This is a genomic window from Streptomyces sp. NBC_01465 (assembly GCF_036227325.1).
In the GTDB taxonomy this organism is placed as follows: domain Bacteria; phylum Actinomycetota; class Actinomycetes; order Streptomycetales; family Streptomycetaceae; genus Streptomyces.
The window spans coordinates 3,239,733-3,254,995 of record NZ_CP109467.1; the positions used below are offsets into that span (position 1 = coordinate 3,239,733).

Consider the following 15,263-nt stretch of genomic DNA (forward strand, 5'->3'; position numbering starts at 1 on the left):
TGAAGATTGTCGCCGCCGCATACCGCCGGGTACAGTCACGCCACTGCTTTCCTGTGAGTTACCTACAGACCCACTGGACGCAGGGTCCTGCTGCCGAGGCGAGAGAGACGTTGGTGAACGACCAGCAAACCCACGCCGGGTACGTCGGGTACGACGCCTACTCCACGGGCAGTTACGACACCGACCCCCTGTTCGGCACCCTCCCCGGCACGTACGACACCGGGCAGTACGACACCACTCAGTGGGACACCGGCGCGCAGCAGCAATACGGCTACGACTCCACCGGCCAGTGGCCGACGCAGGTCCCCGCCCAGGCCGTCGCGTACGACAGCTACGACACCACGGGACAGTGGGACGCATCGGCCTGGAACCAGGCCGGCCAGCAGCAGATGCAGCAGCCGCAGTACCAGCAGCAGTGGGACACCACCACGCAGCAGCAGGTCTACGACACCGGTGTGTACGACGCCACCGCCTGGAACGACGCCGGCGCTTCCGTGCAGCAGGACATCACCGCGGAGACGGGCCAGTTCAGCACCGCCGACTTCGCCGCGTACGCGGAGCCGGAGCACCAGGAGCACTCGCAGCAGGTCTACACCGAGCCGGTCCACACCGAGCCCGAGGATCTGACCGAGGCCCCGGTCGAGCTGACCACGGAGCCGGAGGCCGTACCGGCCGCCCCCTCCCCCCGCCGCTCCTCCGGCGGCGGCAGCCGCGGCAGGCGCCGCACCCCCGCCAAGCGGTCCGCGCTCCTCACCATCGCCGTGCCCTCCGCGTGTGTGATGGGCGTCGCCGGTATCGCCGCCGCCTCCGTCACCGGACTCGGCTCGGACTCCGGCGACGGCAAGACGACCCAGGCCGCGGCCGATCCCTCGTCCGTGAAGCCGGTCGCCGCCAACAACAAGGTCGACACGCAGCTCGCCAACCTCAGCCACGAGGCGGACGACTTCGCCGACCGCGCCAGCCGTACGCAGGAGCGCCTCGACCTCAAGGAGCGCCAGGCGGCAGCGAAGAAGAAGGCGGAGGACGAGGCCGCGGCCAAGGAAGCGGCCCGCCCCAAGTTCGTCCTGCCGGTGAAGCAGAGGGGCCTCAGCGCCTACTTCGGCCAGGCCGGCGTCAACTGGATGTCCGTCCACACCGGCATCGACTTCCCCGTCTCGTACGGCACGCCCGTGATGTCCGCGATCGACGGCACGATCCGCACGCAGTGGAACAACGCCTACGGCAACATGGCCATAGTGACGGGCGCCGACGGTACCGAGACCTGGTACTGCCACCTCTCCAGCACGAAGATCCGCTCCGGTGAGGTGAAGGCCGGCGACGTCATCGCGTACTCCGGAAACTCCGGGAACTCCACCGGGCCGCACATGCACTTCGAGGTACGGCCCGGCGGCGGCTCGGCGATCGACCCGCTGCCGTGGCTCCGCAGCCACGGCCTCGACCCGACGTAAGCCGTAACTACAGCTTCTCGACCGGCGCGTACCGCAGCAGCAGCTTCTTCGGGCGCTCGTCCCCGAAGTCCACCGTCACCTGGGCGTCCGCGCCCGTCCCGGTCACCTGCATGACCGTGCCCAGACCGAACTGGTCGTGGGTGACCCGGTCCCCCACGTTCAGAGTGATCACAGGCTTGTCTCCGGCCCGCCCCGTGGCGAAGCCCGTCGCACCGCCGCGGCCGCCGCGCGAGCGCGACGAGGACAGCGAGGACGACAGCGACGCGGCGATCCCCGACGTCGGCCCCGCAGGAGCCGCCATGGCACCCGTCCGCTTCCACTCCAGGTGCTGGACCGGGATCTCCTCCAGGAAGCGCGAGGCCGGGTTGTACGAGGGCTGGCCCCACGCACTGCGCATCGTGGAGCGCGTCAGATACAGCCGCTCACGGGCGCGCGTGATCCCCACGTACGCGAGCCGCCGCTCCTCCTCCAGCTCCTTGACCTGTCCCAGCGCGCGCATGTGCGGGAAGACCCCGTCCTCCATGCCCGTCAGGAACACCACAGGGAACTCAAGGCCCTTGGCCGTGTGGAGCGTCATCAGCGTTATGACGCCGGCCCCGTCCTCGTCCTCGTCCGGGATCTGGTCCGAGTCGGCGACGAGCGCGACCTTCTCCAGGAACTCGGCGAGCGTCCCCGCGCTCTCCTCGCCCGCGGCCGACCGCTCCTGCTCGAACTCCAGGGCCACGGCGGCGAGTTCCTGAAGGTTCTCGATGCGCGTCTCGTCCTGCGGGTCGGTCGATGCCTGCAACTCGGCGAGATAGCCGGTCCGTTCGAGCACCGCTTCGAGTACGACAGCCGGCCCGGCCCCCGACTCGACGATCGTCCGGAGCTCCTCCATCAGGACGTTGAACCGCTTCACGGCGTTGGAGGAGCGAGCCGCCATGCCGTACGCCTCGTCGACCCGGCGCAGTGCCTGCGGGAAGCTGATCTTCTCCCGCAGTCCGAGCGCGTCGATCATCGCCTCGGCGCGCTCGCCGATCCCGCGCTTGGGCACGTTCAGGATGCGGCGCAGCGGGACGGTGTCCTCGGGGTTGGCGAGGACGCGCAGATAGGCCAGCACATCCCTGACCTCCTTGCGCTCGTAGAAGCGCACTCCGCCGACGACCTTGTACGGCAGCCCGACCCGGATGAAGATCTCTTCGAAGACACGGGACTGGGCGTTCGTACGGTAGAAGACGGCGACGTCTCCGGCCTTGGCGTCGCCCGCGTCCGTGAGGCGGTCGATCTCCTCGGCGATGTACTGCGCCTCGTCGTGCTCGGTGTCGGCGACGTAGCCGACGATCTTCGCGCCCTCGCCCGCGTCGGTCCACAGGTTCTTGGGCCTGCGGCTCTCGTTCCGCTCGATGACGGCGTTGGCGGCGGAGAGGATGGTCTGCGTGGACCGGTAGTTCTGCTCGAGCAGGATCGTGGTCGCGTTCGGGTAGTCCTCCTCGAACTGGAGGATGTTGCGGATCGTCGCGCCCCGGAAGGCGTAGATCGACTGGTCCGCGTCACCGACGACGCACAGCTCGGCGGGGGCGGGACCGGACCCCACCAGCTCCTTGACCAGCGTGTACTGGGCGTGGTTGGTGTCCTGGTACTCGTCGACGAGTACGTGCCTGAACCGCAGCCGGTAGTGCTCGGCGACATCCGGGAACGCCTGGAGCAGGTGCACCGTGGTCATGATGATGTCGTCGAAGTCCAGGGCGTTGGCCTCGCGCAGCCGCGCCTGGTACATCCGGTACGCCTCGGCGAGCGTCTTCTCGAAGCCGTCGGCGGCCGTCCCCGCGAAGGTCTCCTCGTCGATGAGCTCGTTCTTGAGGTTGGAGATCTTGGCGCTGAAGGACTTGGGCGGGAACCGCTTGGGGTCCAGGTCCAGATCGCGGCAGACCAGGGCCATCAGCCGCTTGGAGTCGGCGGCATCGTAGATCGAGAAGGACGACGTGAAACCGAGCTTCTTCGACTCGCGGCGCAGGATGCGGACGCAGGCGCTGTGGAAGGTCAGCACCCACATGGCGCCTGCGCGCGGGCCGATGAGCCCTTCCACGCGCTCCTTCATCTCACCAGCGGCCTTGTTGGTGAAGGTGATCGCGAGGATCTGGCCGGGGTGGACGCCACGGGCGCCCAGCAGATGCCCGATGCGGTGCGTCAGCACGCGGGTCTTGCCGGAGCCGGCGCCGGCCACGATGAGCAGCGGGGACCCCGAGTGCACGACGGCGGCGCGCTGCTCGGTGTTCAGGCCGTCCAGGAGCGCGGCGGGGTCCACGGCGGGGCGGGGGGCGCCGTCGCGGTAGTACGCGTCGCGGGGCGGCCCGTCGAAGGCTCCGCCGAAGAGGTCGGCGGGGACCTCCTCCTCCGGAGCGTGCTCCTCGGGGGGCGGGGGCGCGTCCTCGGTGGGCTGGAGGTTCGCCAGGAAGCTGTCGTCAAAGAGGCTGCTCATCGTCTACCGAGTCTAGGCCGCACGACTGACAGTCCGGGCAGGGATCGGCAGCGAGGGCCCCGTAGACGGGAACCGCACCACCCCCATCACGTTCCGTTACCGACCGCACCGGTGCGTACACCTGACGCGTGCCTTTACGTCCGGTCCCGAGAGGTCACGAAAATGTATCGGGCATATCGAACATCAGGCTTCCCACCCGCCCCAGGGGTTGGCTACCGTGCTCCGTCAGGTGGCCGTGCCCCCACCGGCGACCCGCGCCGGAGCGCGCCGCCGCGCCGAGTCCGCTCTGCCGTACGGCAGTTGGAGCCGGGGACCCACCAAGCACCACCGGGGTGAATCGGTCCGTACCCCCCAGGACCGTAGGGCGGCCTTCCGACAGCCCGAACCCGACAGCTAACCCGGTAGGCGGTCCACGGAAGGAACACGCCTGCCTTGGCAGACCACCGCAAGCCGCGTACCCGAATACGGGCCACGGCTCCCGCAGTCGGCATCACCACCGCCGCCCTCGCCTCCGTCTCGCTGCTCGCACAGAGCGCGCAGGCCGCGCCCGTGCAGCCGAAGCCGAGCATCGAGGACGTACAGAAGAAGGTCGACGACCTGTACCGGCAGGCCGGCACCGAGACGCAGAGGTACGACGCCGCGAAGGAGTCCACCGCTCAGCAGCGCAAGAAGGTCGACCGGCTCCTGGACGCCGTCGCCCAGCGCACCCAGCAGCTGAACGACTCGCGGCGCGAGCTGGGGCAGTACGCGGCCGCGCAGTACCGGGGCGGCAATCTCGCCTCCACCGCGACGATGCTCCTGGCCAGCGACCCGCAGTCGTACTTCGACCAGAACCAGCTGATGAAGCAGTTGTCGGCGCAGCAGACGCACGCGGTCGACGACTACACCAAGCAGCAGAAGGCGGCGGCGAAGGAACGGGCCGAGGCGACCGAGCAGTTGGAGACGCTCACCACGTCGCAGGCCGATCTGAAGGCGACCAAACAGCAGGTGCAGTCGAAGCTCGCCGAGACGCGCGAGCTGCTCTCGAAGCTGACGGCCGAGGAGAAGGCGCGGCTGGCGGCACTGGAGAAGGCGCGACAGGAGGCGGCGGCGAAGAAGGCCGCCGACCTGGCGGCCAAGCAGGCCGCGGCGGAGAAGGCGGCGAAGGCGGAGGCCGCGAAGAAGGAAGCCAGTTCGGGCTCGTCCTCCTCTTCCTCGTCCTCCAGCTCGTACGCGGCGAAGGCCGCCAAGGTCCTCGATTTCGCCCGCGCGCAGATGGGCAAGCCGTACGTCTGGGGCGCGACGGGCCCCAGCTCCTACGACTGCTCGGGCCTCACCCAGGCCGCCTGGAAGGCCGCCGGCATCGACCTGCCGCGCACCACCTGGGACCAGGTGAAGGTCGGCACGCGCGTCGCGACGGCGGATCTGCAACCCGGTGACCTGGTCTTCTTCTACGACGACATCAGCCATGTCGGGATCTACATCGGCGGCGGCAAGATGATCCACGCGCCGCACACGGGCGCGAACGTCCGCGAGGAGTCGATCTACTACATGCCGATCTACGGCTCGGTGCGCCCCGCGTAGCTCAAGCTCCTCAGGTCCACAGCACCGCGATGAAGATGTTGGCCACGGTCAGGCCGCCGACCGCACCGAACAGCCCCTTCTCGACCTTCTCCTCGTCACGCTTGACGTAGACCAGGCCGAGAATGACGATCAGGATCGCCAGCTTGACGCCGATCTTGATGTTGTTGACGGTGTGGTCGTCGGCCTGGTTGAGCCCGACCAGCGCGACCCCCGTGACCAGCATCGTCAGCGCACCGTGCAGCATCGCGGGCACGAAGCGCGCCGTGCCCGCGCCCATCGCCTTCATCTGGGTCAGGAATCCGCCGAGCAGCGAGGCGATGCCGATGATGTGCAGGCCCACGAAGACATTGATCAGTACGTCCATGGCCCCGACCCTAGCCACCCCTTAGCACCACCTTTCACTCAGGTCGTGCACATCCACCGCTTCGGTCACAGAGCCCCGGAATCCAAAGAGACGCCCCCACCCCACCGGTCACAGACGCTCACGCACTGACCAAAATGAACCACTTCCAGTCACTCCATCACTTTCGCGCAACCATCAGGTTTAGCGTCCTTCTCCAGGTGACCGGCTCCCCACCGCCGTCCCGTCCGCTGGATCGGACGACTGTCGGTCACCACCGCCGAAAGAACCGGCGGCGGCCCGCTCCCCCTGTGCGGGCCGCCGCCGGACGCACGTAACGGACGTCATACGGAAGGACGTGACCCGCCCCCGTGGCCGCTCACCGAAAGCCCAAGCAGCGCCCGCTCTCCGGCCCCGCCGCCCGAACGGCGGCCACCCTCGCGATCGCCACCGCGGCCTCCGCCACCGCCTTCGAAGGCATCGGGCACGCGGAGCCGAACCTCACCCCCGCGCAGGTCAAGGCCAAGGTCGACAAGCTCTACCAGGAGGCGGAGGTCGCCACCGAGGCGTACAACGGCGCCAAGCAGAAGACGCAGACCACCCGCAAGGCCATCTCCGCGCTGCAGGACGAGGCCGCCCGCAAGACCGAGACCCTCAACGCCGCCCGGCGCCAGATCGGGCAGAGCGCGGCCGCCCAGTACCGCACCGGGGGCATCGACCCGACCGTGCAGGTGCTGCTCTCCTCGGACCCCTCGCAGTTCCTCGACCGGGCCTCGCTGGTCGACCAGGTGGGCGCACGCCAGTCCGCCGACATCGACGACATCCAGCACCAGATCGGCCAGATCGACCAGCTGCGCTCCACGGCCGACGACCGGCTCACACAACTCCGCGCCGACCAGGCCGAGTTGAAGAAGAACAAGGCAGAGGTCCAGGCCAAGATCCGCGACGCCCAGGCGCTCCTCGCCCGCCTCAGCGCCCCCGAGCGCGCCAGCTACGAGAGCGGCGACACGGCCGCTGCCCCCGCCGCGGCCGCCAGCCGCTCGGTGGCCCGCTCCTCGGCCGTGGCCCCCAACTCCCGTGCGGCGCAGGCGGTTTCGTTCGCGTACTCAGCTCTCGGCAGCCCCTACGTCTGGGGCGCGACAGGCCCCAACGCCTTCGACTGCTCGGGGCTCACGCAGGCCGCGTACCGCTCGGCGGGCGTCTCGCTCCCCCGCACCACGTACACGCAGATCAACGCCGGGCAGCGCGTCAGCCAGTCCGAACTGGCCCCCGGCGACCTGGTGTTCTTCTACTCGGGCATCAGCCACGTTGGCCTGTACGTGGGCGGCGGCCAGATGATCCACGCCCCGCACCCCGGCGCCCCGGTCCGCCTCGCCCCCATCGATCAGATGCCCTTCGCGGGCGCGGTCCGCCCCGGGTAGGGCGCGAGTTCCGAGGTCAGCCACTCGAAGACCCCGACCACCTGCCGCCTCCACAGCCCGGTGGTGTGCGGTCCGGTGACGGCGACCACCTGCACGCTCGTCGGGGACTTGGCCGCCCGCTGCAGTGCGAGCCCGTCCAGATACCCGTCGTGCCGTCCGCCCGAGAGGAACAGGGCGACGCGCGGCGGGGTCTTGGCGTGCTTCATGATCCACAGCGGGTTGTTCACCTGCCGCAGGTGCGGGTCCTTGGCCGTGATGGATACATGCTCCGCCCCCGGATCGTTGTAGCCGGAGAGCCCGACCCCCGCGTGGTACCGGTCGGGGTGCGCCAGCGCCAGCTTCACCGCGCAGTGGGCACCGGCCGAATACCCGGCCACCGCCCACCCCTTGGCGCCGCTCGCCGCCCGGAAGTTGTCGGTCACCGCCTTCCGTACGTCCACACTCAGCCAGGACTCGGCGTTGACGACGCCCGGCACATTGGCGCACCCGGTGTCCTGCCGGTTGAGCAGATTGGTCCGCGGCTCCACGAGGATGAACGGCGCGATCTCCCCGCGCTTCATGCGCGGCGCCAGCTGCGCGTTGACGTTCAGGCTGCCGAACCAGGCCTTGGCGGACCCGGGGAAACCGCCGAGCAGCTCGACCACCGGGAACTTGTGGTGCCGGTACGCGGGCCGGCCGTACTGCGGCGGCAGCCATACGTACACCTCGCCCTTCACCTTCGACACCGGGCCCGTGACCTGCGCGACCTTCACCCCGTGACCCATCCGCGCATCGTGCACGTCGCTGAACACCTCGTGCGACGCGGGCTCGTTGGCGAGGTTCTTCCCGCCGAGGCCGTCCTGTCCCAGGTCCGGCGCGGCCACGATGTGGTTGCCGGTGCCGAGGAGGTCGGACCAGCTGTCGTACAGCCCATTGCTGTTGTTCACCGCCACGAAAACCGTCAGCACAGCCGCGGCCTGCGCGAAGACGACCATCACCAGCCGCGTCGCGCCCCGCACGGCGGAGGGGCCGCGGACCCGGCTCCACAGGACCAGCGGCAGCACGACGGCCACCACGGTCAGCACGATGGTGGTCAGGAAAAAGGGCGTCCCCGTCAGGCTCATCACGCCGGAGAAGATGCCCTGACGCACCGCGGGGTTACCCGCTTTGCCCCCTTTTTACGTCGTACCGTACGGCGCGTGTGGAAACTCTGGTTGACGACTCTGACCCTTTTCGCCGCCTTCACCCTGCCCCAGCAGGCGGCGGCCGCCGCTCCTGCCGTCAACGGGACGTACTTCAAAGGCATCCCCATGGTTGGCACGTTCTTTGCCGACACCGCATCGATCCGCACCGGCGCGACGGCCTGCACGGGCACGGTCGTCCACAGCCCGACCCGCGATCTGGTCCTCACCGCGGCGCACTGCGGCCGCCCCCGGCTCTTCGTCCCCCAGTACCGCTACGGCGCCCCGGCATCCGCCCAGCCGTACGGCGTGCACCGCGTCACGGCGCTGTTCACGGACCCCGCGTACCCGCGCGACACGGACCTGGACATCGCGTTCGCCCGCGTCGCCACCCCCGTGGAGGCGAGGACCGGCGCCCTCACGCTCACCCCGACCGCGACCTACACCCACCGGGTCACGGTCATCGGCTACCCCTCGGACCCCAAGGTGAACAGACACCACCAGCCCCTCTCCTGCACCACCTCCACCACCCGCCTCACCGGCCACCACCAGCTCAGAATGGCCTGCGGCGGCTACTACGGCGGCACCTCGGGCGGCCCCTGGATCACGTCCTACAACCCGGCGACCCGCACCGGCAGCGTCATCGGCAACACGGGCGGCTACGAGGCGGGCGGCAACGTCCACTGGATCTCGTACGCCCCGGTCTACGGCGGCCGTGCCCTGGCCCTCTACACCCGGGCGGTCGCCGCAGGCCGCCGATGAGTTCCGCGCCCCCAAGGAGTCACCTTTCCATGACAGACGAGAAGAAGTCCCCCGTCACGATCACCCGACTCGGCTCGATCGGCGTCCCGGTGACGAACCAGGACCGCGCCCTGGAGTTCTACGCGGGCCTCCTCGGCCTGGAGAAACGCCGCGACGCCGACACGGGCAACGGCTGGCGCTGGCTGGAGATCGCCCCACCGGAGGCCACCACGTCCATCGCCCTGGTCCCCACCCGCGAGGACGCCCCCGTGGGCATCGAAACGGGCATCCGCCTCCTGACCCCCGACGCGGAGGCCGCACATGCGGCGCTGGTCACCCACGGGGCGGACGTGGACGCGGAGATCATGCGCTGGGGCGGCGGGGTCCCGCCGATGTTCTACGTACGGGACCCCGACGGGAACAAACTGGTGATCGTCGAGGGCTGATCCCCTCCCCCTCTCACGCACCCTGCCGGGTCCGGGGAAGGGTCGGCAGGACGCGGGTCAGGAGGAGGTCGAGGAAGAGCTCGGGCCGCTTGTAGACGGCGAAGTGACCGGCGTCCTCGATGAGTGTGAACTCCTTGACCGGAGCCTGGACTTCGTCGAAGAAGGCGCGGGCGCGTGCCGGCGTGTTGACCAGGTCGCAGGCTCCCTGGACCATGAAGAACGGGACGTCGAACCGGGTGCCGTCCGCCCAGTCGTCGAAGGCGGCGGTGGAAGGCAGCACGGCCGCGGAGACCATGAAGCTCTTGAAGAAGGTGCCGATCTCGCGCAGCGAGTGCAGCGGCGAGTACCAGAGCGACTTCATCACCACGGACTTCATCGCGGCGAAGGTGTGCGGGTCGGTGGCGGAGGCGAAGCGGCTGAAGTGGCTGAACTGCTCGGCGCTCCAGGTGCGTTGGTCGGGCCCCATCTCCCGCACGCCGGCCAGTTCCTTCTTCTTCCCGGCCGTCTCGAGCCGGTCCAGTGCGGCGTAGTAGTCGGCAGTGTCCCGGCCGCCGTCGAAGATCTTCTGGTCGGTCCCGATGTACGCGTCGACCAGTTCGGGGCGGCTGCGCGCGATGCGCATGGCTATCGCGCTGCCGAAGGAGCAGCCCAGCAGGACGACGCGCTGCACACCGAGGCGCTCCCGTATGTGCTCCACGACCTCGACCGCGTCCTGCAGCATCCGGTCGAACGTCACCTCGCCCTGCCCCTTTGCGCCGGAGCGGCGCAGGGTCTTGCCGGTACCGCGCATGTCCCAGCGCACCAGGGTGACGTGTCGCTCCCAGTCGCGGGAGACGTTGGCCAGGATCGAGTTGGACGAGCCGGGACCGCCGTGCAGTTCGACCACGACCGGGTTGGCGCGGTCCTCGCCCCGGACGGAGATCCACTGGTCGAGCCCACCGATCCGGGTGAAGTACTGATCGTCGATGCCCTGGCTGCCGGTGATGCGTAGCCGACGAGCGTTGCCGGAGCGGACGATCGCCCGGCGCGCGAGGAGACCGGCGACAGGTGCGGCGACGGTGGTGGCGGCTGCGGCGGTGATGACGGTGGCGAACATGGAGACCTCCAGAAGCTGCGGATCCAATAACTGTGTACGCCATACGCTGTTCGTTGTTGTGTATGTTATACGCAGTTGCTGGGCGGATGGCAACACCCTGAGCGAAGGAGGCCGTTACGGTGCCGGCGAACAAGGAGAAGAACCGGGATCCGGGCGTCAGCCTCGCGCTGCTGTGGGGCGAGGGAGACGGCCGTCCGCGACGGGGCCCGAAGCCGAAGTTCACCGCTGCTCAAGTGGCCCGCAGCGGCGTCGCGATCGCCGACGCGGAGGGACTGGAGTCCCTCTCCATGCAGCGGGTGGCGGAGATGCTCGGGGTCACCACGATGGCCCTCTACCGCTACGTTCCCGGCAAGCCCGACCTCATCGACCTGATGGTCGACACGGTCCTCAGCGACCCGCCCGACCTCGGCGCCGTCCCGGGCGGCTGGCGCCCCCGCATCGAGACCTGGGCCCGCGCTTGCCGGGACGTCTACCGCGCCCACCCCTGGATCCTGACCGCGACGGGCCTACGACGCCACGCGATGGGCCCCCACCAGGTGGCCTGGCTGGACACGGCCCTGGCCGCCTTCGAACCGACCGGGCTCAGCGCCCGCCGCCGCCACGACGCCGCCATCCTCGTACTGAGCCTCGTACGCAATCTCACCCAGGAGGCGCTCGACAGCACGGAGGCGGGCGACGCGGAGTGGAACCGCCTCACCACCCACCAACTCACCGTGCACGCGGACCGGTTCCCCGCGCTGACCCGGGCCGTGACGGAGGGGGCCTTCGCCCCTACGGACGACGACCCCCTCACCTTCGGCCTCACCTGCGTACTGGACGGCATCCAGGGACTCATCGAGTCTGCGGACCGCCCAGAGTGAGGATTTCCATCAGATGCCCGTCGGGGTCACGGAAGTACGTGCCCCTGAGACCCTCGGTGCGCTCGCTCCGGTAGACCTGGCCGATCTCCTGGCACGCAGGGTCGCCGTAGTGGGTGATTCCGCCGCCCTGGATGCGGGCGAGGGCGGCCTCGAACTCCTCCTCGCCGACCGTGAACGCGTAGTGGTGCGGCTCGAAGTCGTCCAACTGGTCGTAGTCCAGGGTGACTTGATTGGCCATCCTGACCGGCGTGAAGTGCGTCAGCGGCGGATCGACGCTCAGGCCGAGGATCCCGGCCAGGAACTGCGCCGAGACCTGCGGGTCACGGGCGGGGACGATGGTGTGATTCAGCTCCACGGGCATGGCGACTCCTTCTGTCGTGCGTCGGACTCAGACGAGGGCGGTGACCAGCAGGGTGAAGGCGGCGACGATGACGGCGACGCGGATGTAGTGGAAGAAGAGCCAGCGGTTCAACTGGTCCTTCCAGTCGGCGGGCCGGTTCTCGGGGGTCCATGTCTTGCCGCGGTTGTTGATCGGGACGAGCAGCAGGACCGACATCAGCACGCTGACGATCAGCAGCGCGCCGGCGATGACGACGAGGCCGGTGCCGTGGTGGTCCCAGCCGGCGACCGCCCAGATCGCGGCGAGGACGAGCGAGCCGATGTACCAGAACGGCATCACGGCGCCGAGCATCCGGCCCCCGTGGGCATGGCCGAGCTGGCCGCTGTCCTCGGGGAGTGCGTTGAGGATCGGGTTCATGACGAAGGCGACGGCGAACTCCACCCCCACCATCAGTCCGACAACCACGGTGGTGAACACCTCAAGTGCGTTGAGCATGACGACCCCTCCGAATATCTAGCGTTGCTAGGTGATGAGGCAACGCTAGTACTACTGCCGCTCGATTGTCTAGCGGTGCTAGGATCGAATCATGTCGGTTCAAGAACGCAAGGAACGCGAACGGTCGGAACGCGAGCGCCTCATCGTGGCGACCGCCCGCGAACTCGCCGAGCAGCAGGGCTGGGGCGCGGTCACCACGCGCAAGCTCGCCGAGCGCATCGAGTACAGCCAGCCCGTCCTCTACAGCCACTTCCGCGGCAAACGGGAGATCATCGGCGCGGTCGCCCTGGAGGGCGCCACCGAGATGGCCGTGGCAGTACGGGCGGCGACCGCCGCCGCGGACGGCCCGCGCGCCCGGGTCACCGCCCTGGCCCGCGCCTACCTGGACTTCGCCGAGCGCAACCCGGCGGCCTACGACGCGATCTTCCAGCTCGACGGCGGCCTGGCGTACGCACAGGAGGACACCCCGGAGCCCTTGAAGGACGCCTTCGCCGCGCTGGAGGAGAGCCTGGGCGAGGTGGCCGGGGACGGCGTCGGCGGGGGCCTGTTCACCGAGGTGTTCTGGGCGTCACTGCACGGGGTGGCGACCCTGACGCGGGCGGGCCGGCTGCCGCCGGAGTACACCGAGCGGAGGGTGGAGCTGCTGGTGGACCGGCTCCCCGTGCTCTGACGGAGGCCCGCCTAGTCGGCGGTCGCGTACGCGATGAACGCGGTCCAGGAGGCGGCGGGGACGGCGAACTGGGGGCTGCTGGTGAGCTTTGAGTCGCGGAGGTGGATGGCGGTGGGGGACGTGGCTACCTCGACGCACTCGCCGCCCTCTGTGTTGCTGTGGCTGGACTTGCGCCAGGACAGGGCGACTTCGACGCAGTCCCCGCCACCAGTACCGCTGTACGTGGACTTGAACCAATTGAGCTCGGTACTCATTGCTCCTCCGCCAACTTCCCTATGAAGCGCGCCGATTCCTCGGGGCCGAGCGCCCTTCGGAGGATCATTGCATGGCGCTGCGCAACAACACTGACCTCATCCGGGTCCGAATACAGCACCCCCATGCGCTGCCCTTCCTCATAGGCGAGCTGCTCATGCTCAGGCGTCTCCAGCAGGACGAACGGACCGTTGAGCCCCGGATGCGCACCGCCGAACGGCATAACCTGGATGGTCACGTTGCGCCGCTCGCCCACCTCGAGCAGATGGAGCAGTTGACATCGATGCTCATCAACGCTGCCGACCGCGTGGCGCAAAGCTGCTTCCCCGATGACGAAGCTGCAGGATCTGGTCTGTTTCCTCAGCAATGACTGCCGGTCCAGTCGAGCCTCGAGTCGGACCTCAATCGTCTCGTCGTCCAACGGCGGCCAGTGCGCGTTGAGTAGCCCCCGTGCCGTTGCCCTGGTCTGCAGCAGCCCCGGAACGAGCAGCGGCTGGTACGCGTTGAGGACGATCGCCTCTGACTCGTACCGGATGAAGTCCTGCGAGTACGAGAGGAACTTCTCCGGCTTGAGGAACTGATGAGCCGCAACCAGCAACCCCTTCGCCCCGCACAACCGATCCGCCGTCTCCAGCAACCGCAACGTCGGCCGGCGCCGACCAACCTCCATGGAGCGCACGGTGTCGTACTCGTACCCCGCCTCCGCACCCAACTCCGCACGAGACACGCCCGCCCGCTCGCGCCACAACTTGCACTGATTCCCGCAGTACCGCCACGCCTCGGTCACGCGCGCCTCCCCGGAGCCGGGCCATGTGTACAACCACCCTCTGTACACAGCCTGTTACTCCACACGCTAACCCCAACTCCACCACGCTTGCCCCATGACCAGCGCAATCCCCCAGGACATCGAGTGGCGTCTCCCCCACCGCCCCCGAAGCGTCGGCCGCGCCCGCACGCTCCTCGGCGAGCAACTCCACTACTGGAAGGTGCCCGACGAGACGGCAGCCACAGCCGTACTGCTCCTCAGCGAACTCCTCACGAATGCGGTACGGCACGCGACCACACCCCCCGGCCGCGAGGTCTCGGCCCGCGCAATCCTCCGCGCCTGCGGAACCCTCCGCATCGAGGTCTCGGACGCGAACACCGCACGCCCCGAACCCCAACACCCCACCCCGGACGCCGAGTCGGGCCGGGGCCTCACTCTGGTCGCAGCGCTAGCCACCGCCTGGGACACCGGCCCCCGCCCGTACGGCATCGGCAAAACGGTCTGGTTCGAGCTCGCGCCAACACCCTGACCCCCTACCCGTTTCCCCTGGTCGGGGGCTTCGTGTGGTGGGTCTCCCTGTCAACCGACGCCGGGAGTGTGCGCGCTTGCGGGTCCGGAGTAAAGGGCGGCCTTCGGCCGTCGGCTGCGCCGATTCCGCTTCGCTCCACCCTTGACTCCGCACCCTCCAGCGCTGGGGTTGGCGGCTATCGGTCGGCAGGGAGGCCTGGCCACAGTGGGGAGGGGATCAGGGTCGTGGGTTGGCCCGGACCGGAAACGGCGGGGGTTGGGTGCGGGCCCGGGGCTGCGGGCGGTTGGCCGGTGCCCGGGTGCGGGCTGCGCCCGCCACGGCACCCCGGCCGGGATGCGGTCCGGGGCGCGGAAGGTGCGGGCGGGCTGGTTCGCGCACCCTTTGTATGGGGTAGCCGCTCCCGGCTTGGCGTCAACCGGCCGCCGCTTGACTGGACTTCATGCCCCGCTGGTCACCGCCCGGTGGGTTGAGTGGCCACAACACCCACCATGCACCATTTGCCCGGTTTGGGCGGTGTGGCTGCCACTGCGAGATGCGTAGGTCCGGTGGGACCGGACCTACGCATCTCGCAGTGGCCGGAGTCGACGCCAGTTGCCCCGTTGCGGCCGGAAGCGGACACCAGGCGCACCCGTATGTCCGCTATGCCTGTCCGTTTCCGACAGTAACCCGGGGTAACAG

At 69.2% G+C, this 15,263-nt stretch carries 16 protein-coding genes and 1 riboswitch; of the genes, 8 read left to right on the top strand and 8 right to left on the bottom strand.

Annotation, left to right across the window (positions count from 1 at the left end; translation table 11 throughout):
- Positions 1–113: 113 nt before the first annotated feature.
- Complete coding sequence (locus tag OG707_RS15130) at positions 114–1,448, top strand: M23 family metallopeptidase (protein WP_329118409.1); 1,335 nt, start codon at positions 114–116, stop codon at positions 1,446–1,448.
- A gap of 7 nt (positions 1,449–1,455) precedes the next feature.
- On the opposite strand, the gene pcrA is transcribed toward OG707_RS15130, so the two are convergent.
- Entirely contained in the window at positions 1,456–3,906 is a 2,451-nt protein-coding gene (gene pcrA / locus OG707_RS15135; protein WP_329118411.1) for a DNA helicase PcrA, read from the bottom strand.
- 277 nt (positions 3,907–4,183) lie between these two features.
- A riboswitch (cyclic di-AMP (ydaO/yuaA leader) is annotated at positions 4,184–4,330 on the top strand.
- Between the two features lie 8 nt (positions 4,331–4,338).
- On the opposite strand from pcrA, the gene OG707_RS15140 reads away from it, so the two are divergent.
- Positions 4,339–5,469 carry a C40 family peptidase gene (locus OG707_RS15140; RefSeq protein WP_329118413.1) on the top strand — a complete coding sequence of 377 codons (1,131 nt, stop codon included), beginning with the start codon at positions 4,339–4,341 and terminating at the stop codon, positions 5,467–5,469.
- Between the two features lie 10 nt (positions 5,470–5,479).
- On the opposite strand, the gene OG707_RS15145 is transcribed toward OG707_RS15140, so the two are convergent.
- Positions 5,480–5,833: a hypothetical protein gene (locus OG707_RS15145; RefSeq protein WP_329118415.1), complete on the bottom strand. Its 354-nt coding sequence runs from the start codon at positions 5,831–5,833 to the stop codon at positions 5,480–5,482.
- 347 nt (positions 5,834–6,180) lie between these two features.
- Here OG707_RS15145 and OG707_RS15150 point away from each other — a divergent pair, with 347 nt between their 5' ends.
- Positions 6,181–7,230, top strand: coding sequence for a C40 family peptidase (locus OG707_RS15150; protein ID WP_329118417.1), 1,050 nt, complete (start codon positions 6,181–6,183; stop codon positions 7,228–7,230).
- On the opposite strand, the gene OG707_RS15155 is transcribed toward OG707_RS15150, so the two are convergent.
- A complete protein-coding gene (locus OG707_RS15155) occupies positions 7,194–8,360 on the bottom strand; it encodes an alpha/beta hydrolase (RefSeq protein WP_443071335.1) in 1,167 nt (388 codons plus the stop codon). The genes OG707_RS15150 and OG707_RS15155 overlap by 37 nt on opposite strands.
- A gap of 63 nt (positions 8,361–8,423) precedes the next feature.
- Between OG707_RS15155 and OG707_RS15160 the strand changes: the two genes are divergently transcribed.
- Both OG707_RS15160 and OG707_RS15165 read left to right on the top strand, forming a co-directional pair.
- The gene (locus OG707_RS15160; RefSeq protein WP_329118418.1) at positions 8,424–9,152 is read left to right on the top strand and encodes a trypsin-like serine peptidase; all 729 of its coding nucleotides are present in this window, start codon (positions 8,424–8,426) and stop codon (positions 9,150–9,152) included.
- A 29-nt stretch (positions 9,153–9,181) separates the two neighbouring features.
- Positions 9,182–9,577, top strand: coding sequence for a VOC family protein (locus OG707_RS15165; protein WP_329118420.1), 396 nt, complete (start codon positions 9,182–9,184; stop codon positions 9,575–9,577).
- Positions 9,578–9,590: 13 nt separating this feature from the next.
- On the opposite strand, the gene OG707_RS15170 is transcribed toward OG707_RS15165, so the two are convergent.
- A complete protein-coding gene (locus OG707_RS15170) occupies positions 9,591–10,673 on the bottom strand; it encodes an alpha/beta fold hydrolase (protein WP_329118422.1) in 1,083 nt (360 codons plus the stop codon).
- 119 nt (positions 10,674–10,792) lie between these two features.
- On the opposite strand from OG707_RS15170, the gene OG707_RS15175 reads away from it, so the two are divergent.
- Positions 10,793–11,533: a TetR/AcrR family transcriptional regulator gene (locus OG707_RS15175; protein ID WP_329118423.1), complete on the top strand. Its 741-nt coding sequence runs from the start codon at positions 10,793–10,795 to the stop codon at positions 11,531–11,533.
- Here OG707_RS15175 and OG707_RS15180 read toward each other — a convergent pair.
- Positions 11,505–11,894, bottom strand: coding sequence for a VOC family protein (locus OG707_RS15180; RefSeq protein WP_329118424.1), 390 nt, complete (start codon positions 11,892–11,894; stop codon positions 11,505–11,507). The two genes, OG707_RS15175 and OG707_RS15180, sit on opposite strands and share 29 nt — an antisense overlap.
- Positions 11,895–11,921: 27 nt before the next feature.
- Entirely contained in the window at positions 11,922–12,368 is a 447-nt protein-coding gene (locus OG707_RS15185; protein ID WP_329118425.1) for a DUF1772 domain-containing protein, read from the bottom strand.
- Positions 12,369–12,459: 91 nt separating this feature from the next.
- On the opposite strand from OG707_RS15185, the gene OG707_RS15190 reads away from it, so the two are divergent.
- A complete protein-coding gene (locus OG707_RS15190; RefSeq protein ID WP_329118427.1) occupies positions 12,460–13,038 on the top strand; it encodes a TetR/AcrR family transcriptional regulator in 579 nt (192 codons plus the stop codon).
- A gap of 11 nt (positions 13,039–13,049) precedes the next feature.
- Here the strand turns inward: OG707_RS15190 and OG707_RS15195 are convergent, their stop codons facing one another.
- Together OG707_RS15195 and OG707_RS15200 are read right to left on the bottom strand one after the other, a co-directional pair.
- A complete protein-coding gene (locus OG707_RS15195; protein ID WP_329118430.1) occupies positions 13,050–13,292 on the bottom strand; it encodes a DUF397 domain-containing protein in 243 nt (80 codons plus the stop codon).
- Positions 13,289–14,077, bottom strand: coding sequence for a helix-turn-helix domain-containing protein (locus tag OG707_RS15200; protein WP_329118432.1), 789 nt, complete (start codon positions 14,075–14,077; stop codon positions 13,289–13,291). The genes OG707_RS15195 and OG707_RS15200 overlap by 4 nt, the downstream gene beginning before the upstream one ends.
- A 94-nt stretch (positions 14,078–14,171) precedes the next feature.
- Between OG707_RS15200 and OG707_RS15205 the strand changes: the two genes are divergently transcribed.
- Positions 14,172–14,585 (top strand): ATP-binding protein, encoded by a 414-nt coding sequence (locus tag OG707_RS15205; RefSeq protein WP_329118434.1) that lies wholly within the window; start codon positions 14,172–14,174, stop codon positions 14,583–14,585.
- Positions 14,586–15,263 lie beyond the last annotated feature (678 nt).